This is a genomic window from Flavobacterium sp. C3NV (assembly GCF_046825355.2).
Taxonomy (GTDB): Bacteria; Bacteroidota; Bacteroidia; order Flavobacteriales; family Flavobacteriaceae; genus Flavobacterium.
The window spans coordinates 187,094-208,731 of record NZ_JBKQBJ020000005.1; the positions used below are offsets into that span (position 1 = coordinate 187,094).

The following is a 21,638-nucleotide window of genomic DNA, read 5'->3' on the forward strand; positions in this document are numbered from 1 at the left end:
GAGTCTCATTAATTTTTAAAATAGCAATTATGAAAACAAAATTTAATACCAAAAGACAAGCCATAAAATTATCTTTTACATTTTTACTTCTTTTGATTTCTTTGTTTAGTCATGCACAGCTTAAAGGAGGTCATATTCTTGGCGCAATGGGGCTACAATCCGGAACGCAGACTCCGGAAAATACCTTAAGTGTTTATGTACCGGGATATATTTACAGCGCTTCATCTTTACGAAATGCCGATGGCGATAAATCTATTGCAAATCCTGACCTGAACATGTTTATTACAGGTGTTGGAGCATCCTACGTAAGTGATTTTAAAATTTTAGGAGCCAATTATGGCGCAACTGTTTTGCTTGCATTTGCATCCAATAGAATTCAGGGAAATACCGTAGACTCCAAAAGTCCTTTTGCCTTAACAGATACTTATATAGTACCGGTTCAACTAGGCTGGCACAATAAAAGAGCCGATTTTGTTTTTAGCTATCAAATCTATTTGCCAACAGGTAAATTTGATATTGGAGCTTCGGATAATAGCGGTTTAGGAATGTTTATGAATGAATTTTCGGCCGGAACAACTTTATTTTTTAATGATAAAAAGACAGTACATTTTTCAGCTTTGGCTTCTTATGAACTCAACGGAAAAAAGAAAGATACCGATATTAAAACGGGAGACCTTTTAAGTATTGAAGGAGGTTTAGGAAAAACATTTTATATGATGAATCCTGAAAAAACAGCGCCTAAAGGAATATTAAACGCAGGATTAATTTATTACCTACAATATAAAGTGACAAACGATCAGATACCGGTTCCTGTATTTGGAACTATTGAAACCGATAAAGATCGCGTTGGAGGTATTGGAGCCGAGATCAATTACTACCATATTGGCTGTAGTACTTCTGCAGGATTTCGATGGATTGCTGAGGTCGAAGCCGTAAATAGATTTCAGGGAAATACCTTTTTTCTCACACTCGCCCATGTGTTTAGTTTCAAGAAAAAATAGTGAGCAAATACTAAGCAACTGTTTTTTTATTGAGTGAATATTTTCTGATGAATGCCATACAATCTAAATTACTTTAAATGAGAAATAAATATTCAGATGCTACTATGAAAAGTACGAAACTCTTTCAGAAAATTATTCTCGCCAATCTTTTCTTTATCTTATCATGTACTACCATGATGGGACAAAAACCACATATTAGCGTAAAAGATTCTCTCGATGGAGCATTCGATTTAAGCGATTATATTATTTATGCACATGGTTTTATTGTGGTTCCAACATTAATTACAGAACCTGCATTAGGCGGAATTGGAGGCGCGGTTGTACCTATTTTTCTTAAAAAACATGCGCCCGTTATTGATGAAAACGGAAAGAAAAGATTTGTAGATCCTGATATTACCGGAGCAATGGGAATGTACACCGGAAATAAGAGCTGGGTTGCAGGTGCATTTAGGGCAGGAAGTTTCATAAAATCAAGAATAATGTATCGTGTAGGAGCTGGTTACGGAGATGTAAACATGTCTTTTTATGAAAATTTACCCAATGGTAATGATAAAGAAATCGACCTTAATTTTAAATCGTTTGTTTTTTATTCCCGCGTTATGAAGCAGTTTCGAAACGGAAAATGGAGTGCTGGCCCACAATATTTTTTATTAGATTCTAAAATTAATTTTCCGGATTTAAATAATCTTCCTCTATTTGCCAATCTCAAAGATGTCAACAGTACCGTTAGTCAGTTAGGGGCAGCGCTTCAGTTCGACGGACGGGATAATATTTTTACTCCCGATAAAGGAATACGACTACAGTCAGACTTTTTTTGGTCAGATAAAGCAATAGGCAGTGATTACCAGGCCTGGCGCGTAAATTTGTCCGCCATAGGTTATTATCCTCTTACTAAAAAATTAATTGGAGGACTCAGGATCGAAGGAGAACAGGCATTTGGAAATCCGGCTTTTTATCTGCGACCGGGAATTAACCTAAGAGGAATTCCTGCTGCGAGATATCAGGGTAAAACCAGTATTGTTACCGAAGGGGAATTAAGATGGGATTTATACAGAAGATGGAGTCTTATGGGATATGGCGGCGTTGCAAGTGCTTTTAACGATTGGGATAAAGCTTTTGCCAAACCCGTCGTTTACAGTTACGGAACAGGTTTTAGATATTTACTGGCCCGAAAATTCAAACTCCGTATGGGAGTCGACGTTGCAAAAGGCAATGAAGATTGGGCTTATTATGTAGTATTTGGCAGCAATTGGTTGCGATAATTAGCATTACAATTAGTTAGTTTATAAAGCCAAAGTCTCAATAGATATGATCTGTTGAGACTTTTTGTTTTAGTTGATAAATGAAAGTTTCAGCTTGCAGATTTTAAAAAAAAAGAAGAGTTACTAACAAGGTTTTCAGTATGTTTATTGCTTCCAGTATGGTTTGATGATTTTGTTTTGTTTGCGGCTCAAAATCAATATTATAATCGTTCCTATAGCACAAAAAGCGATGGCCTCTATCGATCCTTCGGGACCAAATGCTCCACCGGTAATAAATTCCGGACCTTGTATTTTGGCTTCTAATAAGCTCTTTGTTTTGTCGTTTCCGGAAGTGATCGCTCCAAAAATCCCTGATTGGGTAAAATTCCATGCAAAATGTAAAGCAATAGGCATCCATAAATTACGGCTGTAAATAAAAGCAGCACCCATCAAAAAACCCGCAGTAGTAATACAGATACTCGAAATCAAAGTGCTGTGAGGATTTGCCAAATGCAAAGCGCCAAATAGTACCGACGAAATGATCAAAGAAACATAACTTCCCAATTTTTCTTCCATAATTCTAAATATAATACCTCTTACCAATATTTCTTCGATAATGGCAACGGTAAACATAAGGGCAAACGGAATCAGGATAAACGAAACAGGGTTGATGCTGATAACGCTGTAACTTCCGTTAAGGTAAATCACTAAAATAGTAAGTGATTGCAGGATAAAACCAATTGAAGCACCAATGATAAGATTTTTTGCAAGACCTTTTGCGGCAAACTCGGTTACGGCTCTTTTATCATATTTTTTAAAGAATAGAATATAACTCAAAACGCATGATGCCGACACAAAAAGACCTTTGAGAAGATTTCGATAATCTTTATCGAGCGAAGTTAAATCCAGTAATTTTACGGCAATTTGCTGACCAATAATAACCACCGCCAAAAAAGTCAATAAGGCAAGAATAATTTTGGTTACAGGAGAATTAAAAGTTCTTTGTTTTAAAGTAAGCGTTTCCATCTGATTGTGTTTTATGATTTATGATGAAGCAAATGTATGCGACATCAAAACCAAAAAATAGAATGAAATTTGCCTCTCTTATAATTTTTGAAATTGTTTGGGTAAAAATCCCGTTTGATTTTTGAAGGTTCTTATAAAATGACTTTGATCTGCAAATCCGCATTGAAAACCAATTTCGGTCAGATTAGTTTGGTTAGACTCTATCAGCGAAAGCGAACGGTCTATTTTTATGCGGCGCATATATTCGCCTAAAGTACAGCCAAAATATTTAGGAAAATGCTTGGATATCGTGATAGGATTTAAGTTTAAAACCTGAGCGAGATCCTGCAGGTTTGGATTTTCGTTCCAGCAATCATTCAGTAATTCGTTTAAACTCTTTACCCAAAACGGACTTTTTTCATATTTTTCTAAATGCGTGTTAGCATTCGATAATTGTGCAAATAACATATTGATCGTATCGCCGGAAAAAGGATCAGCCACCATCGATTCTTTAAAAATCTTGAGGATCAAAAATTTAGTAAGCGTAGTATTCCGGGTAGATTTTTCGATAATAGCTTCAGAGATTTGAAGTTCTTTCAGCAGGTTTTCTTCTATTTCTATATTGATGTTTTTAGAAGGGAAAAGAGTATCCTGATTAAGATGTAATTCGTCGCTGTGGTAAAATAATAAAGAGCCCGGGCCTACAACCGTACTGGAGTTTTTTCGTTTTTCGGCCGTTCCGCCTTTCAGGAAAAGCGTTATGTGCGCATTATTATGCGAATGCCATCCTTCGTAAACCTTTTGCTGATACTCCGTTTCGACAACCGCAATGCCTTGCTTGTTGTTGAAGATATTTTTGGTATTGCCCAAATATTTTTCTTTTTCGAGTTCGAACATTTTTCAGGATTATGAGTGGCTTTGCAGGAACCAAATTACTACATATTTGCTAAAATTAAAAATCATTTGTTTTTGATTCTCTTTAAGTTACGGTTTTGCATATTTTGTAAGTTTTTATAGCTTAATAAAAACATTTTGTAAATATTAACGGTTCAAGGTTAGTTTTATTAACTAAAATTTAATTGTTTTGTAACAAATTGTAAATTAAAGCAACTATTTATCAAATCATTAAATATAAATTATGAATACATTTTCATTCAAATCAGTACTTGCTGCTTCGGTTTTTTTTGTTGGAGCAATCGGCTGTTTTGCACAAGACATTTTAGTGAATTCACTAAAACTGAATGCAAGCGAAAAAAGTAAAGAAAACTTTAAATTCACTGACGTAATCAATTTAGGAACTACTTCTGTAAAACTTCAGGGTTCATCAGGAACATGTTGGAGTTATTCTACCAACTCTTTCTTAGAGTCAGAAATGATTCGTTTAGGAAAACAACCGGTAGAATTGTCTCAGATTTACTCTGCAAGAAACGTTTATGTAGAAAAAGGAGTTAATTATGTACGTATGCACGGAGCTGTTACTTTAGGTGATGGTGGAGCATTGCACGATGTAATTAATATGTATAAAAAATACGGAACTGTACCAAGAGAAGTTTACACAGGATTAAACTACGGAACAGATAAAAATAAATTTGGTGAAATGGCCGCAATGATCGAAGGTGTTTTGACAGCTGTAGTTAAAAACCCGAATGGAGAATTAACCCCAAACTGGAAAAAAGCCTACGCTGCAGTTATCGATTCGTATTTAGGAACCGTGCCGGAAAACTTTGCCTACAAAGGGAAAAATTACACACCACAAACTTTTGCTAAAGAAGTAGTAGGAATTAATCCTGATGAGTATGTAGAAATTTCATCGTTTACAACCTCTCCGTATTACGAAAAAACAACCATGATGGTACCGGACAACTGGTCATTTGATCAGGTGTATAACGTAAAAGTAAACGACATGACTGATGTTATCGACAATGCTTTGAAAAAAGGATACACGGTAGCATGGGCAACAGATGTAAGCGAGAAAAGCTTTAGCTGGAAAAATGGTGTTGCGTATGTGCCAACAAAGAAATTTGATGATATGACTTCCGAAGAAAAAGCAGACATGTTCAACGGACCAAAAGCTGAACCTGAAATCACGCCAGAAATGCGTCAGGCTGCATTTGATAACTACACTACAACAGACGATCACGGAATGCACATTATAGGTATTGCAAAAGATCAAACCGGAAAAGAATATTACATCGTAAAAAATTCATGGGGAGCAACAAACGACTACAAAGGATACTTGTTTGTAACTAAAAACTTTGTGAAATATAAAACAACTGCTTTGTTACTAAACAAAGGAGGAATTCCTACTGAAATTGCTAAGAAGTTAGGGGTTTAATTATTTTTAGGTTTTTTATAATATTGAAAAAGCGCTGCAAGTAATTGCGGCGTTTTTTTTTTTGTTTTAATTACATTGAATTCGATGTAATTAAAATTATAAGATTTTTAATAATTTTATTTTTCTAGTCAAGAAAGTTTTATTTAATTCTAATTGTTGTATTTCCAATTCTAACTGATTTTTTTAACAATAAACATTATCTTTGAAGATTAGCAAATTTTAAAATAAATATATAGTTTTCTTGTAATGTTTAGAATTTATGCTTTAATCAAATTCGGATAATAAAAATTTAAATAGTCTTTTTATGAGTCAAATGTTAGCTGAAATTAGTAGAATTGTAAATGAAGATATAAGTTCTAGAGTAACTCAATATGATGTTTTATTTGAGGCAATAACAAATGCTATTCATGCAAATGCAACAAATATTAGATGTTATTTAAATACGAATGATAATTTGTTAAATGATGAAGGAAGGGAAATAGGTTCAATTAGAGTTGATACTATAAGAGTTATAGATAATGGGGATGGTCTAACGGATGAAAATTACAGTTCATTTTCTAAATATAGAACAGAATATAAAAAGGCTTTAGGGTGTAAAGGTGTTGGTAGGTTTGTGTTTTTAAAATTATATGAATTTGCTAAATATAATAGTAAAATAAAATCAACTCAAGAACAAAGAACTATTAATTTTGATATTAATTTTGATACAGAAGATTTAAAAAAAGAATCAAGAAAAGTTGAAAATAATGAAACGGAAATTTTATTGACAAAGCTAACAAAACAGTACTTTGATAGTGACAAGAAATTAGATAGAAGAATCGAACTTGACTTGCATAAAATAAAGGAAAAGGTTCTTATGAATCTTGTGCCAACTTTATTTTTTTATAAGCAAAAGGGTGTAAATATAATTATTGATTTTGTTAACGAATATGATAATTTTTCGGTGCAAATTACACCTGATGATATTCCTAGTTTCACGAAGAAAAACTTTGAAGTGCAAAATAGAGATGGTAATGTATTTAAATTTTATTTGCATCATATAATTTATAATCAGAGTGGTAATATGTATGCTTATTATTGTGCAAATAATAGAACTGTTTGTGATTTTGAAAAACAAGATTTAAAAATTTCAATGCCTTACGGCTATTCTGGTTTTATGCTACTAGAATCAGATTACTTTGACGAAAAAGTTAATAATGAAAGAAATGATTTTGATATCTTTCCAATAAGAACGGATCTAGTTTCTAGCTTGTCTTGGGAAATGATCAATTCAAAATTAAAGAAAGAGATCGGAGAATTAGTTAAGAAAGGAGTTCCTGATACAGAAAAAATTAACAAGGAAAAGTTACAGCAAATTCAAGAAGAAAGACCATATTTAGTTCAGTATATTGAACCCGAAGATATAGAGATGGCTGGCTTTTTGGATAAAAGAATTATTATAGAAAAAGCTAAAAAACGTTTTGACATTGCTAAAGAAAAAGTACTTATAAATGCAGGGAAAGAAGAGTATTCAGATGATGAATTAAATGAAGCAATACAATTAGCTCAAAATGAATTAGTATCATATATAAATGATAGGGTTCTAGTTATTGAAAGATTAAAGTCCTTAGTAGATAGAAGTGAGCGTGTAGAGAGTGTTATACATAATTTGTTTATGAAAAAGTATACTAAAGACGATTACTTTAGTGTTGGTAAAAATAATTTATGGTTGTTAGACGATAGGTTTACAACATATAGTTACGCTGCAAGTGATAAAAGAATTGTAGATGTTTTAAATGATATTAAAGAATCAATAGAAGATATCGATATATTAAAAGATAAGCCTGATTTGTCTTTGTTTTTTTCTCACAATCCAAAAAATCCTGAAAGATTAAAATCCGTCTTGGTGGAGTTAAAACCATTTGATTTTGCGTCAAAATCTGATCGAAAAAAATTTAACGGAGTGCAACAGCTTATTGATTACGTTAATGCATTTAAGACCCGAGAAAATATTCAAGAGGTTTACGGTTACCTTATTACAGATATTGATGATAAACTTTCTGAAAGATTAATAGGAGATGGCTATACACCTCTTTTTTCCTCTGAAGCTCCTATTTATCATAGATATTATGATAAGATGGGAATTTCTATTTATGTTGTAAGTATAAAAACTTTAATCTATGATGCAGAAGCAAGAAATAAAGTGTTTTTAGATATTATTAGAAAACAAACAAGATTAAATATGCTTTTGCAAAAATCTGAAAAGATAGAATCTAAAATCTGATTCTAAAAAAAGAGATCTCAAACGAGATCTCTTTTTTTATATATTTCCACAGAAGTAATCTATTTTTCCTTCAACAGCTTCTCCAAATATTCCACTTTCTCTTTCTCAGCCAAAACCAAACGCTCATAAAGTTCTATAACTTTATCAAGTGGGTTGAAATTACAGTTATATGCATTTCCATTAATAACGCTGTTATCATTTAAGGTATTACCAATAATATTTAAAACAGCCTCTTCAGAGAAATTTTTAATTCCTTCAACGGTAACACCAAGAATTTTAGCTATTTCCTGAAGTTTTTCTTCATCTATGGTTTCGCTGTTTTCAATAGCAGAAACGGTTTGCTGGCTCGTTCCTAAAGCCTGAGCTAATGCTTCCTGCTTCATATCACGGAGTTCACGAATACGGCTTATTTTTCGCCCTATATGATTTGGTTTTGTTAGTGTGCTCATAGTTCAAAGATATTTAAAATTCTTGAGAAATTATCTTTACAGTAAAATACAAGTTTGCCTTTGTACGATACATTTTAAGATTTCAATAATTTGTATTGCTCAATTGCAATGTTTACAACAAAAATACAATTTTTCGTACATCTAGCAACTAAATCTATTGCAAAGAGAGATTGTTGTGCTTTAATCAGTAAAATTAACATTTAAACGGTTTTTCGGGTAATTTACGGTAAAAATAAATTGTAAGTATTTAAAAATCAGTATATTTATATGTTTTTAGATGGTCTCACTTTTATAGATTTTTTATGAAAGCTTATGTACAATACTTTATAATCATTTTAGCTGTTTCTTTTAACTGTTTTGGTCAAAGCAAAGATAATGCTGCCGCCATTACATCAATTGAAAATGCAACAGTGCGTTCTGATAATTCCTCTAAAGAAAATCTGGTAATTGTAGGCTATTATGTAGAGGAAACCATCAATATGACTTTCGGGAAAAGAATTACCAAATACGAAGTTTCAAAATTAGACATGGTTTATACAAATGATCTGGGGCCAAATAACACCAGGGTTGTAACTCCAATATATAGAAAACCCAGAGTAAAAAGAGGTGATATAGCATTACAGTCAAAAGCTGTCGTTGATAATGGTGTTACAAATATTGAGCCCATCAAAGTCGAGGTAATCGCTCCAGCCGAAGATTTAAAATATGTAACCATTGATGTAGTCGACACCTATGCTAAAGTTTTAGATAAAGGCTATAAATCTGTAGAGATGCTTACAAAAGTCGCAGACAGGGCTTATTTTGATGGTGATTTGGCCACGGCGGCTAAATACTACGAAGAGCTTTTTATTATGAAAACAGATTTAGATGCTATGTATTATTATCGTTACGCAGAATCTCTAAAAGGAATCAATCAAATGGGTAAAGCAAATGAAGCAATGCTTTTATTTGAAAGTAAAAATACAGGCAACAATGTAGTGAAGCATAATAAATTGGTGAGGAATTAATCTTTCCTATTGTAACAAAAAAAAAGACTATCATTTGATAGTCTTTTTTTTAAGCTCCCTCTCTTGGGCTCGAACCAAGGACAGTTATGTTAGTAATAATAATACTTTAACTTGTCTTACATTATTATGTTGCCGAATTGTATGTCTTAAGTTAAGATTATAAATGGTTATTAAATTAAATAATGTCTTTTTGCAATAAGTGGAATTTTAAGTCTATAATATTTAAAGTAAATTAAGGAATTGGTTTAGAGACTTAGCCGATTAATTAAATAATATTTCGAAATTTATTAAATTTTACAATTCAATTAAAACTTTAAAGGTATATTTGAAACATAAATTCGCACAAAAAACACTGATAAAATTATTGATTATCAGTGTTATGTTTTTATAAAACATAAAACACAAACAATGGATAGTATAGAAATTGTTCTTAAAAAAGATAACAACAATAGAGATATTGATTTAGATGGTATGTCTATTGGTGCAACCGAGTCCCTAAAAGAAATTTTAGAATCAATGATTTCAATTGCTCGTTATGAAAAAGAGATTAACAACATTGATTTAAAAATTGGGGTAAAAAAAGGAAGTGCTTGTCCATTATTAAGTGGACAGCATAATGACTTAAGAGTTGTTCATAAAAAAATTGAAGATGTTGTTCAAAACAAATCAACAAGAGACAATTTTTATGTAAAAAAATTAAATATAATTCGAGACAATATTCACGAGAAAAAAGATTTCAAAATATTTTACATAAACAATAATTCACGAATAGAAATAACCGATTATTTCGATAACGGTTTCAAAAGTAAGAGAGAACGCGATTTGACTCCAAATTATTTTGAAGTTGAGTTTATTAAGGGAAAATTAATGCAGAATGGTGGAACTAATCCAAATTTTCATCTAGAAATACCCTCTGGAATTATAACAATTGCCTGCACTGAAGAAGAGGCTCAAAAAGTAAATTTTCTGTATAAACAAATTTACATTTCTGCTTGGGTTGACAAAAAGAAAAAAGGAAAAAGAGAATACCGATTTTGCGATTCATACATGACCGATAGTGCTAAAAAATACTTTTTAGAATTTGAAAATTTCTTTAAGGAAATCGCTACTTTAAAAGGAACTGCCCCATTGCATAAAATAAGCTCAAAATTAGAAGCCTTTTACAATAACAAAGATTTTGACAATGCTGCAAAGTTTTTGAGAATTTTTAAAAATAAAGAAGTCAATCCTAATTACTTAAAAACTATTTTAGTTATATCTAAAAATGTAGAAAAATATGCAGACCCTGCTCTAAATAAATCTTTTATTGATTCTCTAAGTGAGCTAGAACAATTATTAAATAAAAAAATTAGAAAGTAGTAAAATGGCAAAAAAAATAACTCAAAAAACTATTGCTTCTAATGTTCTTAAATCAACAGAAATCAGCAAAGAAGAAGATTTTGTAGCTTGTACTACTGAAATTGACGAAAAAGGAAATTGTTATCATTCAGGTCTATTAGTATGTTTTGAAGGCGAATTAAAATACTTTCACTATACTGGAAAAAAAGTTGAACTAATAGACACTTTACCAGCAAATCTATACTTGAAAAAAATAGATTTAATAGATGAAGAATTAATCTGCTCTTTTTTATGGCATTGTGAAAAACTATCAACTGAAGCAAATCCAACCTATGGATTCTTTTTTGATGAATCATATTATGATAGTAATGGAGATTACTACCTTAAAAATGCCAAAATTGACATCACGACTTGTGTTGGATTCTGTATAAAAGTTCTTACCGGCTTTTTAAAAACTCCATACTTAGAAACCGCTGATTGGAATATAACTTCTTTAGACTCGTTAGGAGACAATAAAAATAGATTTTTAGCGTATTTACATAATTTATCAATTACCGAAGGAATAAGTATTGACGAATTATTTAATAAAGATAAGCTAAAGAGAATATTGCCTTCTGAAATGTTTTCAACTTCATTTTATACAAAAGCACCTATCAGAAAAATTGAAACAGATGAAATTCTTAGCCTTATAGAAAATCACTTTTTAACAGTCTCCGCAGCTTAATAAAACAATATAAATATAAAAGAATCTCTATCTGAGGTTCTTTTTTTTAATATAACTTAAATAATTTCGTCCCCTAGAAAAAAGAAAGCCTTACAAACAAAATGTATATAAGGTTTTAAGTATTCTCTGTGCTCCCATTTGGGCTCTTTCTTCAGTGAACTCACTATGCAATTCTCTTTCTAGTCCTTAAGGGTGCTAGTATTATTTAGGCATCTGAATTGCATGCTGTTTATTTATTATTTATAAATTTAGGGAACTAACCTATATAATATCCAAGATTTGATAAACGAAAAGACAGAGCTTGTTCGCTAACCTTGAATTTTTTCGCGAGGTATTTCACAGCTTCATCGCCTTCATGTTGACAATTTTCGACTTCCAAGGAAATCAAACCTCTAGGCATAAGGAGAGCAGCCGCAAACGCATTTGCTTCTCTTTCTTTATGTATTTCTCCACTTGCTGACGCATTATTCCTATACATTACTTTGGCAGTCTTATTAATAAAAAAAGGTTGATCTTTTGAATGCAAAACAAAATGTCCTAGTTCATGAGCTATTGTAAACCTTTGACGTTGAGTATTTTCGTTTATGTTTACAGAAATAACAGTCATATTGTTATTTATAGCTAATAATCCTGAAATATCACTCTCAAAATCAAAGTGCTTTTTAACTAATTCAATTTTCAAATGTTTTACTAGCTTGTCAATATCAAATCCAACTTTATAAAACCCATTTTCTTTTAAAAGAATTTCAGAACTTTCTTCTATATGTTTATATATCATCAGTATTTTTATTAAATAAATTATCTATCTCACGTTGTAAATTTTCATCTAATCCATATTTTTCATAATATGGTTTCAAAGAGCTTTTGTCGTTATCCGAATTAATAATTTCTTCAACTTCACCATAAGTAGGTAATATTGTATGAACATCAATGTCCAATTCTCTGCATATTTTGTAAATTATTGATAAAGGAGGCTTTTGTCTTCCGTTTTCTATATTAGTAATAGAACTACGTCCAATACCTACTTTTTCTCCTAAATCAGTTTGATTAATCTTAAGATCTTCACGGCGATTTTTAATTCTATTTCCAAGAATTTTATATAAAACTGAATTAAAATTTAACATAACCTAATTTTTAGATTTCTAAAATGAATACAAAGTTACCTAATTACAATCATATAAAGTGTGTTTTGTAAACAAAATAAGAATTTTGTTTGCTATATCAACATTTCATCGATTAAATCGGCTGTTTATCTAATAAACATTTTTATTTATGTTTTTATAGCAAACATATTGAAAATAATACTATATTTGTATTCGATATGTTTTTCGTGTAAAAACAAAAACCCAATTATCCATTTGCAGTGGTTAATTGGGTAACTTATAAGGGTTAATGTTGACGACATCTTTCTGAGGTATTTTTATATCTCAAGCCCTTTGTTCTGTACTACGAAAGTAATAATTCTTTTTGGATTATGCAACTGTAATACATTCTGCACAGTCAATTGTATTACTATCCCCTGCAATTGACTGAAATAATCCGGGGAGAATTACAAAGAAGATGGAAGACATCAACAAAAATGCCGGTAAGCCGGTACTGAAGCTAACAGTCAATAAAAAAAGCTATGATTGGTTTGACCAATATATCAGTGGCGAACAAATCCGTGAAATTGGAGAAATTAAGGAAGGTGACAGGCTTTACTTGAGTGTAGAAGAACCGTGGTTGGATGAATTAATATTATCTTCTACTACAGTAAATTTGGCGCGTCAGGGAATTGAAAAATTCTATTCAACCGAAAAATTGGTATTTACAGTAAATGGAATATCATATCAATGGGTTGAACAATTTATTACAGGTAAACAAATTCGAGATGTTGCGGGCATCGATTCCGACGACCTTATTTATCTCGACAATGAGAAGCCTTATAAAGACAATATGATTGAAGATGATGAAGAGATTGATCTCGCAAGGCCAACGATTGAACATTTCTACAGTGTTCCGGTAGATTTTAAGGTAACAATTTATGTCAACAGTACGCCCTTCGAATTTAAAAATAATAGAATTACATACGAAGAAGTTGTAACGTTAGCCTTTCCAGATTTTCCGCAACATCCCGAGAGAACTTATTCAGTAACCTATAAGAATGGTCAAAGTGGCAAACCTGAGGGTATTTTGTCACCTGGTGCTTCAATAAAAGTAAAAGATGGAATCCAATTCAAAGTTAAGCACACTGGTCAGTCATAACGAAGACCTTAAAAAACTCGTAGACAAAGGATACGCAGTTTCAATGATTGATAACTATTTGGTCGTTCGCGATATTCCGTATTTAGATGATAAAAAAAATCTTCATATTGGCGAAATTGTTTCAAAAGTAATCTTCATAGATGAAGTTCATGTACGACTTGAGGACCATCAGATTTTCTTCTGTGGTTCTCATCCACATGAGCTAACGGGTAAGCCGATCGCAAATTTAGGTGGGGGAGCAACGAATCTATATTTGTCAGAGGGTGGTATTGTCGTACAACGTAGTTTTTCAAATAAACCGGATGGTGGATTTACGGATTTCTTTGAAAAAATAGAAAGTTATGTAAGTCTTTTTTCTGGTCCTGCTATGTCTCTATTTGATATCACGCCTTTTACTTTTAGATTGGTCGAGACAAATTCCGAATCAGTATTTAAGTTTCATGATACATTAACAAGTCGAGCAGGGATTGGAGATCTTTCGGCAAAATTAAATAATGATGTTGTAGCTATAATTGGATTGGGCGGAACCGGTTCATATCTTCTAGACTTTTTGGTAAATACACCTGTGAAAGAAATTAAAGCTTTTGACTTAGATGATTTTCATGTGCATAATGCATATCGATCTCCGGGAAAAACTTCTGCAAATGAGTTTGGAAAAAAGAAGGCAGAAGTTTATCGGAAAAGGTATAGTCATTTCCGAAAAAATATAAACATTTATCCAAAGTATATCCAGTCAGATTCTGACAAAGATCTGTTTGGGGTGACTTTCGCGTTTGTATGTGTTGACAAGGGATCTTCACGTAAGGAAATTTTTGATTTATTAATAAGGTTGAAAATACCATTCATCGATGTGGGCATGGGGCTTGACAGAAATGCTGGAGCAATTAGCGGAACTTTACGGACAACTTATTTTTCAGAGAATGAAGCACAAAGTATATTTGGAAAAAATGTTGTTCCTGTTACTAATATCCCTGAGGATGTCTATCGAAACAATATCCAAATCTCTGAACTCAATGCATTAAATGCTTGTCTGGCAGTTGTTCGATATAAACAGTTACGTGGATTTTACGTGGACGACAGTAGTTATTATAATATATTGTTCACATTAGACAATTTTCAATCACTGGGAGAATGAGTACAATTTCGTTAAAGTTGATTACTCATTTACCAATTAAATTGGACGCTAATGTTTTATATGTATCAGAAGAGTTTGAAATTGCTGGACATTTATGTCCTTGTGGCTGTGAAAGTAAAATTATCACCCCATTGGGAATAAATGAATGGTCGCTTTCGGTAATTGAAGAAAAGCCAACGTTAAAACCATCAATTGGAAATTGGCAATTACCTTGTCAGTCACATTATTGGATTCGTAGAGGAGAAATATTGTGGTCTAATAAGTGGTCAGATGAGGAAATTGAGGCTGGGAGATTGGCGGAAGAGCAACAGCGTAAGGAATACTATGATGAAATGGAGCGAACCGTGACCTATCAAATCTCAAGATGGGAAAGGCTTAAAAAATGGTTTTCAAAAATTTTGCGTGATATGTTATAAAAATTAAGACGGCCTTTTTGAGCCGTCTTAATTTTTATAAATATTTCCAGATAAATCCTGCAGAACTCTCTCTTTCTTCTCTACAACATCTAGTTATACAAGTTTTAGATATTACCGTAATTCTTGATGCTTCCGATGCAGATTTATAGCAAGCTTGGATGTTGACTTTTTGAAGTTTATTTTCCCAGTAGTTTGGATTTATAAAAAGTCCTGTAGTGAATTGTTTTTGTTTTTACTGAGAGTAATGATGCAATTAAGAGGACATAATCCTTTTTGATTCTTTTTGCTTGTGCTAATTACAAACAGATTTGTGATTTTTTCGTGGTGCATGTTTTCAATTGATTTTGAGTTAAACAATTGGCATGACAATTCGGAATTTTAAAATGGGTACCTCAAGATTTACGATGGGTACCTTTTTTATTAAAAAAGCTGTCAAAGTTGTCAAATGACAAAATCTCCATTTTTTTATAAATTATCGTGAAGTACTGATTTGGCTATGGTGTTAAAAAAGAAAAGACCTTACATTGCTGTAAAGTCTTTTTTTAAGCTCCCTCTCTTGGGCTCGAACCAAGGACCCTCTGATTAACAGTCAGATGCTCTAACCAACTGAGCTAAGAAGGAATCACCTTAAAGGTAAATATGTTTGCTAAAAAAAGTTGCTCCCCCTCTTGGGCTCGAACCAAGGACCCTCTGATTAACAGTCAGATGCTCTAACCAACTGAGCTAAGGAGGAAGTTGTTGTTCTTTTTAGCGAGTGCAAATATAAAGGATTTTTTAGTTTCTCAAAAACATTTTCGCACTTTTTTTAAAATATTTTACTACTTAACAATTGCCTTATAAATATCATTTCCGTTAGCGAACAAAAGTAATGTTATAAGTAGAACGAAACCAACTATTTGGGCATTTTCAAGGAATTTATCGCTTGGTTTTCGGCCGCTAATTATTTCGTATAATAAAAACATCACATGACCACCATCAAGTGCCGGAATTGGCAATAAATTCATAACTCCAAGCATAATCGATAATAAAGCGGTAATCGACCAGAAAGTTTCCCAACTCCAGGTACTAGGGAAAATGTTAAAAATCGCTGCAAAACCACCTACTTGTTTGTAAGCTTTTGTTTCAGGATTAAAAATCATTTTAAGCTGTTTTCCGTATCCTACTAATTGATCTTTCCCTTTTGTTAACCCAACCGGAATTGATTCAAAGAAACTATAGTTTTTAGTACTTACTTTATAGTAGCCTAGTTTTGCTAGAGATTCGATGTTTAAGCCACCAACATTAACACCCAATACACCAGCTTCAGAAACTTTAACGGTAACAGGTACTTGCTTTAGATCACGCAAAACAACAGCAGGGATTGTTTTTCCTTTATTATTTTCTAAAATCGTTTTAACCTGATCAAAATATCTTGCATCTTGTCCGTTAAGGCTAATAATTAAATCTTTTGGTTTTAAAGCCGTGTTTCCAGATTCAGGAGTAACAGCAGCAATTGCAAAAGGAACCCTCATGCTTACAAGAAGTCCTTTTTCCTGTTTTGATAACTGATCAACAAAATCAGTTGGCATTTTTATGGTTTGTTGTTGCCCATTTCTTTCGATCAGGACTTCTTTCGCCATTATAACATTCATGTTTAACTCTTTGTCGAAATTTTCAACTTTTTTTCCATCTATAGAAATAAGTTTATCACCAGTTTTAAAACCAGCTTTAAGCATTGCTGGGTTTTCGATTAAAACTCCATCTTTTAAGTCAGCATTAGCTACATAGGTATCGCCATAAGCAAACGCCATTCCTATATATATAATGAATGCCAGTATAAAGTTTACAGTAACACCACCCAACATAATAATCAAACGTTGCCAGGCTGGCTTAGAACGAAATTCCCACGGTTGAGGTGGCAAAGACATTTGTTCTTTGTCCATACTTTCATCGATCATTCCGGAGATTTTTACATAACCTCCAAGTGGTAACCAACCAATTCCATATTCGGTTTCGCCAATTTTCTTTTTTAATAGAGAATATTTAACATCAAAAAATAAGTAAAATTTTTCGACTCTTGTTTTAAATAATTTTGCAGGGATAAAATGCCCTAATTCGTGAAGAATAATAAGTAAAGATAAACTCAATAGAAATTGAGAGAGTTTGATAACTATATCCATTTTGTATTTTTAGTTCGTAATTTAACGCACAAAAGTAACGTTTCTATTTTAATTTGATAGTGCAATATAATACATAAGGTTTTAAATGTTTGTTAATTAATAAACATTTAGATTTCTCCTTTTATCAAGAAGCTTTAACTTTACTTTTTTAAACACTATCATACTCAATAGGTAGCGTAAAACCATAAAAAGTTACAACATGGCTTCATTATTATTTTCTCCACTTACTATAAAAAAAATCACTTTAAAAAATAGAATCGTTATTTCGCCTATGTGTCAATATTCAGCAATCGACGGATTTGCAAACGATTGGCATTTGGTTCACTTAGGCAGTCGTGCCAGTGGCGGAGTAGGGCTAATTATTCAGGAAGCGACAGCAGTTTCTCCCGAAGCCCGAATTTCACCTTCAGATCTTGGAATCTGGAAAGACGAACACATCGAAAAATTAAAAACGATCAACGCATTTATAGTTTCTCAAAATGCGATTCCCGGAATTCAATTGGCGCATGCCGGACGAAAAGCAAGTGTTTCGGCTCCCTGGGAAGGGAATAAAAAATTAGATTTCGCTCAAGGCGGATGGCAAACGGTTTCTGCGAGTAACATTCCGTATCATGATGATGAACCATTTCTTCCGGAAGCTTTAGACCAAAACGGAATCCAGAAAGTAGTTTCAGATTTTAAAGCAGCGACAAAAAGAGCGGTTCAGGCCGGTTATCAGGTGATGGAAATTCACGGAGCACACGGTTATTTATTACATCAGTTTTTATCTCCTTTAACGAATGTCAGAATCGATGAATACGGCGGAAGTTTCGAAAACAGAATCCGTTTTACCTTAGAAATTGTTGAAGCAGTACAATCAGAATGGCCATCAAATTTACCTTTATTCGTGCGAATTTCAGCCACAGACTGGGCAGAAGGAGGATGGAATCCCGAAGAATCTGTACAACTTTCTAAAATCTTAAAAGAAAAAGGAGTAGATTTAATTGATGTTTCATCAGGCGGATTGGTTTCGCACCAAAAAATTCCGGTTGGTCCGGGTTATCAGGTTGCTTTCGCAGAACAAATCAAAAAAGAAGCAAATATTCCAACAGGTGCCGTAGGTTTAATTACCGAAGCCAAACAAGCCGAAGCAATTTTAGAAAGCGGTCAGGCCGATTTGGTTTTATTTGCCAGAGCATCTCTTAGAAATCCGAATTTACCTTTAGATTTCGCCAAAGAATTACATGATGATATTCAATGGCCAAAACAATACGAACGCGCTAAGATTAAATAAAATTTAAAAACATAAGTTTTTTTGATTTGAACCATTAAGAGATTAAGAAAAATTAAGTTCGAATGCTTAATAATCTTAATCTCTTAATGGTTAGAAAAAAATAAAATGTTTAAACTTAATTGTAAAAACATACAAAATGCAAAAAATAAAAACAGCACTATTATCATACGGAATGTCAGGAAAAGTTTTTCATGCTCCGTTTTTAGACATTCACTCCGGATTTGAACTTTTAGGATCTTGGGAAAGAAGCAAAAAACTCATTCAGGAAGATTATCCAAGCGTAAAAAGTTATCCTTCGATAGACGATTTATTAGCAGATGATGTCGATTTGGTAATTGTAAACACACCGGTTGGAACCCATTTCGAATATGCCAAAAAAGTTTTATTGGCAGGAAAACACGCCGTTGTCGAAAAAGCATTTACAACAACAGTTGCCGAAGCCGAAGAATTAGCAGCAATAGCCAAAGAAAAAGGATTGAAATTGGCTGTTTTTCAAAACAGAAGATGGGATAGTGATTTTAAAACCGTTCAAAAAATAATCAAAGAAGGAACTTTGGGAGATATTGTCGAAGCCGAATTTCATTTTGACAGATATAATCCTTTATTGAGTGCAAAAGCACATAAAGAAACTGTAAATGACGGAGCCGGAATCCTGAAAGATTTAGGTCCGCATTTAATCGATCAGGCCGTTTGTCTATTTGGTTCACCAAAGTCAGTTTTTGCAGATATTCGCTTTACAAGAGAAAACTCTTTGGTCGATGACTGGATCGATTTATTGTTGATTTATGAAGATTTCAGAGTACGACTAAAAGCCAGTTTTTTTGTTCGCGAAGCCAATCCTGCATATAGCATTCACGGAAAAAAAGGTTCGTTTTTAAAACCTCGAGGAGATGTTCAGGAAGATGAGTTAAAACTAGGTAAAAAGCCAAACTTAGAAGCTTGGGGAACAGAATCAGAAACCTTACAAGGATTATTGCATACCGAAATAGACGGAAAAGAAATAAGAGAAAAAATCCCAACACTTCAGGGAAATTATTTTTCGTTTTTTGATGGCGTTTACGAATCTATTGCAAATAATAAAATAGAACCCGTTACAGCACAAGATGGTGTAAAAGTGATGCAAATTATAGAAGCCGCAATCGCAAGTAATGCACAACAAAAGGTAATTAATTTGTAACGTAAAATTGCCCACGGGTTTTACGGATCTAAACGGATTAACACAGATTTATTCTAATTATATCTTTTAAACTATATCGTAGACGCACGGCAGTGCGTCTTTTTTTTGCAACAACTACTACTATAGTGCGCCTCTACATAAAAGCAAAAAATAATCTGTGTAAATCCGTTTCATCCGTCTAATCTGTGGGCATCAAAAAAACCTTTGCACCTCAGAACCTTAGTCCCTTAAAAAATAAATTTATAAACATATAACGTTATAAATTTAGGAACTAGTAGGGTTTTATAGTCTATAAAGTAGCTTTTTAGTACTTTTATACTAGAATCCAAAAATAAATCACTTTGATCAGTTTCAATCCATTATCGCTATTCCAAACCAAAGGAAAAATCAAGAAAGTTTATAGAGAAGCAAAGGCCTCTTATTTGAACCGAATTCGTTTTGCCGTAGGAATGTTTTATTTTGGAATGGGATTAAGTTTTGCAACCTGGGCGAGCAGAATTCCCGACATAAAAACTGCTTTACATCTAACCGAAGGCGATTTGGGTTCGATTCTTTTTGCTTTGCCAATGGGACAATTGATCATTATGCCTTTTTCAGGAAAAATGGTAACCAAATTTGGCAGTCATCGCATCCTTATTTTCTCTTTAATAATGTATGTTTTGTGTTTGGCTAATTTAGGATTAGCAACATCAGCACTGCAATTATCACTAGGATTATTTCTGTTTGGAGTTTTTGGAAATCTAGCCAACATCGCCGTAAATACTCAAGGAGTTTATACCGAAGTACTTTTCAAAAAAACAATCATGTCCTCTTTTCACGGCATGTGGAGTTTCGCCGGATTTACCGGAGCTTTGGTAGGTTTAGGAATGTTGACTTTAAAACTCACACCATTTCATCATTTTCTGGTTGTGGGCGCAATTGTACTTTTAATGGTCGCTTTCAATTTTAAATTTTTGGTCAAAGCCAAAGAAAAAATAAAAAACAAAACATCCGAAAAGAAAAAGCTATTTGTAAAACCCGACAGCTCTTTGCTTTGGCTTGGTGTAATTGGTTTTTGCAGTATGGCCAGCGAAGGTGTAATGTTCGACTGGAGCGGAGTTTACTTTAAAGATATTGTACAAGCTCCCGGACCTTTAGTAATTTTAGGTTATACATCATTCATGATCATGATGGCCAGCGGACGATTTTTAGGCGATGGACTCATCAACAAATTTGGTCGTGAACGCGTGATGCAAATTAGCGGTGTCATGATTTCTGTTGGGCTTTTTACCGCAGTTTTTCTTCCTTATATTATTCCTTGTACCCTTGCTTTTATGCTTGTTGGTTTAGGAGTTGCGACCATTGTGCCTACCGTTTATAGTATGGCAGGAAAAAATCCTACCGTTCCTCCCGGAGAAGCCTTAACCATTGTTTCGAGTGTAAGTTTCTTAGGTTTCTTGATGGGACCTCCGGTTATTGGACATATTGCGGAAGCTTTCGGACTTCAGTTTTCTTTTGCCTTTATCGGAATCTTTGGTGTTCTGATTGCCTTTATGGTTTCGAAAATTAGAACTACCGAAGCATAATTTTTTTTCAGGAGCTAATCCCGCTATACGTTCCAATCTTTTGTGGCGAACGTTGGCTATCGCTCAGGCCTCCTTTGTCGAAAATAACATTAAATGAGAAAAAATCATTTCAATCATTATAATCTGTGGCTATAATAAAACTAGCAAATGCCCAAATTAATTACTGATTTTTAAAAAGCAATCTTATTTATAAAATAAAAATTTGTAAGAAAATTACTTTATTGTTATTTTTTATTTATATTTGAGGTTGAAAATTAAGTTTCGTATTTATCGAAAGTCTTTTCCAAAGACCAATTTTATCTTTTG

At 32.9% G+C, this 21,638-nt stretch carries 19 protein-coding genes and 2 tRNA genes; 13 read left to right on the plus strand and 8 right to left on the minus strand.

Features of this window, described 5'->3' with window-relative positions:
* Positions 1-29 precede the first annotated feature (29 nt).
* Positions 30-1,001 carry a SphA family protein gene (locus ACIDC4_RS09460; RefSeq protein WP_412042736.1) on the plus strand — a complete coding sequence of 324 codons (972 nt, stop codon included), beginning with the start codon at positions 30-32 and terminating at the stop codon, positions 999-1,001.
* 77 nt (positions 1,002-1,078) lie between these two features.
* Positions 1,079-2,263: a BamA/TamA family outer membrane protein gene (locus ACIDC4_RS09465; RefSeq protein ID WP_412042735.1), complete on the plus strand. Its 1,185-nt coding sequence runs from the start codon at positions 1,079-1,081 to the stop codon at positions 2,261-2,263.
* Between the two features lie 144 nt (positions 2,264-2,407).
* Here ACIDC4_RS09465 and ACIDC4_RS09470 read toward each other — a convergent pair whose 3' ends face one another.
* Positions 2,408-3,268, minus strand: coding sequence for a CPBP family intramembrane glutamic endopeptidase (locus ACIDC4_RS09470; protein WP_412042734.1), 861 nt, complete (start codon positions 3,266-3,268; stop codon positions 2,408-2,410).
* A gap of 78 nt (positions 3,269-3,346) precedes the next feature.
* Positions 3,347-4,144 carry an AraC family transcriptional regulator gene (locus tag ACIDC4_RS09475; protein WP_412042733.1) on the minus strand — a complete coding sequence of 266 codons (798 nt, stop codon included), beginning with the start codon at positions 4,142-4,144 and terminating at the stop codon, positions 3,347-3,349.
* A 241-nt stretch (positions 4,145-4,385) separates the two neighbouring features.
* Between ACIDC4_RS09475 and ACIDC4_RS09480 the strand changes: the two genes are divergently transcribed.
* Positions 4,386-5,582, plus strand: a complete 1,197-nt coding sequence (locus ACIDC4_RS09480) for a C1 family peptidase (protein WP_412042732.1) — start codon at positions 4,386-4,388, stop codon at positions 5,580-5,582.
* Positions 5,583-5,886: 304 nt separating this feature from the next.
* Positions 5,887-7,845, plus strand: coding sequence for an ATP-binding protein (locus tag ACIDC4_RS09485; RefSeq protein WP_412042731.1), 1,959 nt, complete (start codon positions 5,887-5,889; stop codon positions 7,843-7,845).
* A gap of 59 nt (positions 7,846-7,904) precedes the next feature.
* Here the strand turns inward: ACIDC4_RS09485 and ACIDC4_RS09490 are convergent, their stop codons facing one another.
* The gene (locus tag ACIDC4_RS09490; protein WP_412042730.1) at positions 7,905-8,294 is read right to left on the minus strand and encodes a helix-turn-helix domain-containing protein; all 390 of its coding nucleotides are present in this window, start codon (positions 8,292-8,294) and stop codon (positions 7,905-7,907) included.
* A gap of 302 nt (positions 8,295-8,596) precedes the next feature.
* Between ACIDC4_RS09490 and ACIDC4_RS09495 the strand changes: the two genes are divergently transcribed.
* The 3 genes from ACIDC4_RS09495 to ACIDC4_RS09505 all read left to right on the plus strand — a co-directional run bounded on the left by ACIDC4_RS09495 (position 8,597) and on the right by ACIDC4_RS09505 (position 11,363).
* Positions 8,597-9,301 (plus strand): hypothetical protein, encoded by a 705-nt coding sequence (locus tag ACIDC4_RS09495; protein WP_412042729.1) that lies wholly within the window; start codon positions 8,597-8,599, stop codon positions 9,299-9,301.
* 408 nt (positions 9,302-9,709) lie between these two features.
* The gene (locus ACIDC4_RS09500) at positions 9,710-10,660 is read left to right on the plus strand and encodes a hypothetical protein (RefSeq protein ID WP_412042728.1); all 951 of its coding nucleotides are present in this window, start codon (positions 9,710-9,712) and stop codon (positions 10,658-10,660) included.
* Positions 10,661-10,664: 4 nt separating this feature from the next.
* Positions 10,665-11,363, plus strand: coding sequence for a hypothetical protein (locus ACIDC4_RS09505; protein ID WP_412042727.1), 699 nt, complete (start codon positions 10,665-10,667; stop codon positions 11,361-11,363).
* A gap of 256 nt (positions 11,364-11,619) precedes the next feature.
* On the opposite strand, the gene ACIDC4_RS09510 is transcribed toward ACIDC4_RS09505, so the two are convergent.
* On the minus strand, positions 11,620-12,141 hold the full coding sequence (locus tag ACIDC4_RS09510; RefSeq protein WP_412042726.1) for an ImmA/IrrE family metallo-endopeptidase: 522 nt from the start codon (positions 12,139-12,141) through the stop codon (positions 11,620-11,622).
* On the minus strand, positions 12,131-12,487 hold the full coding sequence (locus ACIDC4_RS09515) for a helix-turn-helix domain-containing protein (RefSeq protein ID WP_412042725.1): 357 nt from the start codon (positions 12,485-12,487) through the stop codon (positions 12,131-12,133). Before ACIDC4_RS09515 ends, ACIDC4_RS09510 begins: the two co-directional genes overlap by 11 nt.
* 436 nt (positions 12,488-12,923) lie before the next feature.
* Between ACIDC4_RS09515 and ACIDC4_RS09520 the strand changes: the two genes are divergently transcribed.
* From ACIDC4_RS09520 to ACIDC4_RS09530, 3 genes are read left to right on the plus strand one after another with little or no spacing between them, the layout of a single operon-like run.
* Positions 12,924-13,607: a multiubiquitin domain-containing protein gene (locus tag ACIDC4_RS09520; protein ID WP_412042724.1), complete on the plus strand. Its 684-nt coding sequence runs from the start codon at positions 12,924-12,926 to the stop codon at positions 13,605-13,607.
* Positions 13,567-14,742: a ThiF family adenylyltransferase gene (locus ACIDC4_RS09525; RefSeq protein WP_412042723.1), complete on the plus strand. Its 1,176-nt coding sequence runs from the start codon at positions 13,567-13,569 to the stop codon at positions 14,740-14,742. Before ACIDC4_RS09520 ends, ACIDC4_RS09525 begins: the two co-directional genes overlap by 41 nt.
* Positions 14,739-15,158, plus strand: a complete 420-nt coding sequence (locus ACIDC4_RS09530; protein WP_412042722.1) for a ubiquitination-like system serine protease family protein — start codon at positions 14,739-14,741, stop codon at positions 15,156-15,158. Before ACIDC4_RS09525 ends, ACIDC4_RS09530 begins: the two co-directional genes overlap by 4 nt.
* Before the next feature lie 547 nt (positions 15,159-15,705).
* Here the strand turns inward: ACIDC4_RS09530 and ACIDC4_RS09535 are convergent.
* The 3 genes from ACIDC4_RS09535 to rseP all read right to left on the minus strand — a co-directional run bounded on the left by ACIDC4_RS09535 (position 15,706) and on the right by rseP (position 17,317).
* Positions 15,706-15,779, minus strand: a tRNA-Asn gene (locus ACIDC4_RS09535).
* A gap of 38 nt (positions 15,780-15,817) precedes the next feature.
* Positions 15,818-15,891, minus strand: a tRNA-Asn gene (locus ACIDC4_RS09540).
* A gap of 85 nt (positions 15,892-15,976) precedes the next feature.
* A complete protein-coding gene (gene rseP / locus ACIDC4_RS09545; protein ID WP_412042721.1) occupies positions 15,977-17,317 on the minus strand; it encodes an RIP metalloprotease RseP in 1,341 nt (446 codons plus the stop codon).
* 199 nt (positions 17,318-17,516) lie between these two features.
* Between rseP and ACIDC4_RS09550 the strand changes: the two genes are divergently transcribed.
* The 3 genes from ACIDC4_RS09550 (at position 17,517) to ACIDC4_RS09560 (ending at position 21,332) form a co-directional block, all read left to right on the plus strand.
* Positions 17,517-18,590 (plus strand): NADH:flavin oxidoreductase/NADH oxidase, encoded by a 1,074-nt coding sequence (locus ACIDC4_RS09550; RefSeq protein ID WP_412042720.1) that lies wholly within the window; start codon positions 17,517-17,519, stop codon positions 18,588-18,590.
* A gap of 136 nt (positions 18,591-18,726) precedes the next feature.
* Positions 18,727-19,767 carry a Gfo/Idh/MocA family oxidoreductase gene (locus tag ACIDC4_RS09555; protein ID WP_412042719.1) on the plus strand — a complete coding sequence of 347 codons (1,041 nt, stop codon included), beginning with the start codon at positions 18,727-18,729 and terminating at the stop codon, positions 19,765-19,767.
* A 341-nt stretch (positions 19,768-20,108) separates the two neighbouring features.
* Positions 20,109-21,332 carry an MFS transporter gene (locus tag ACIDC4_RS09560; protein ID WP_412042718.1) on the plus strand — a complete coding sequence of 408 codons (1,224 nt, stop codon included), beginning with the start codon at positions 20,109-20,111 and terminating at the stop codon, positions 21,330-21,332.
* Positions 21,333-21,638 lie beyond the last annotated feature (306 nt).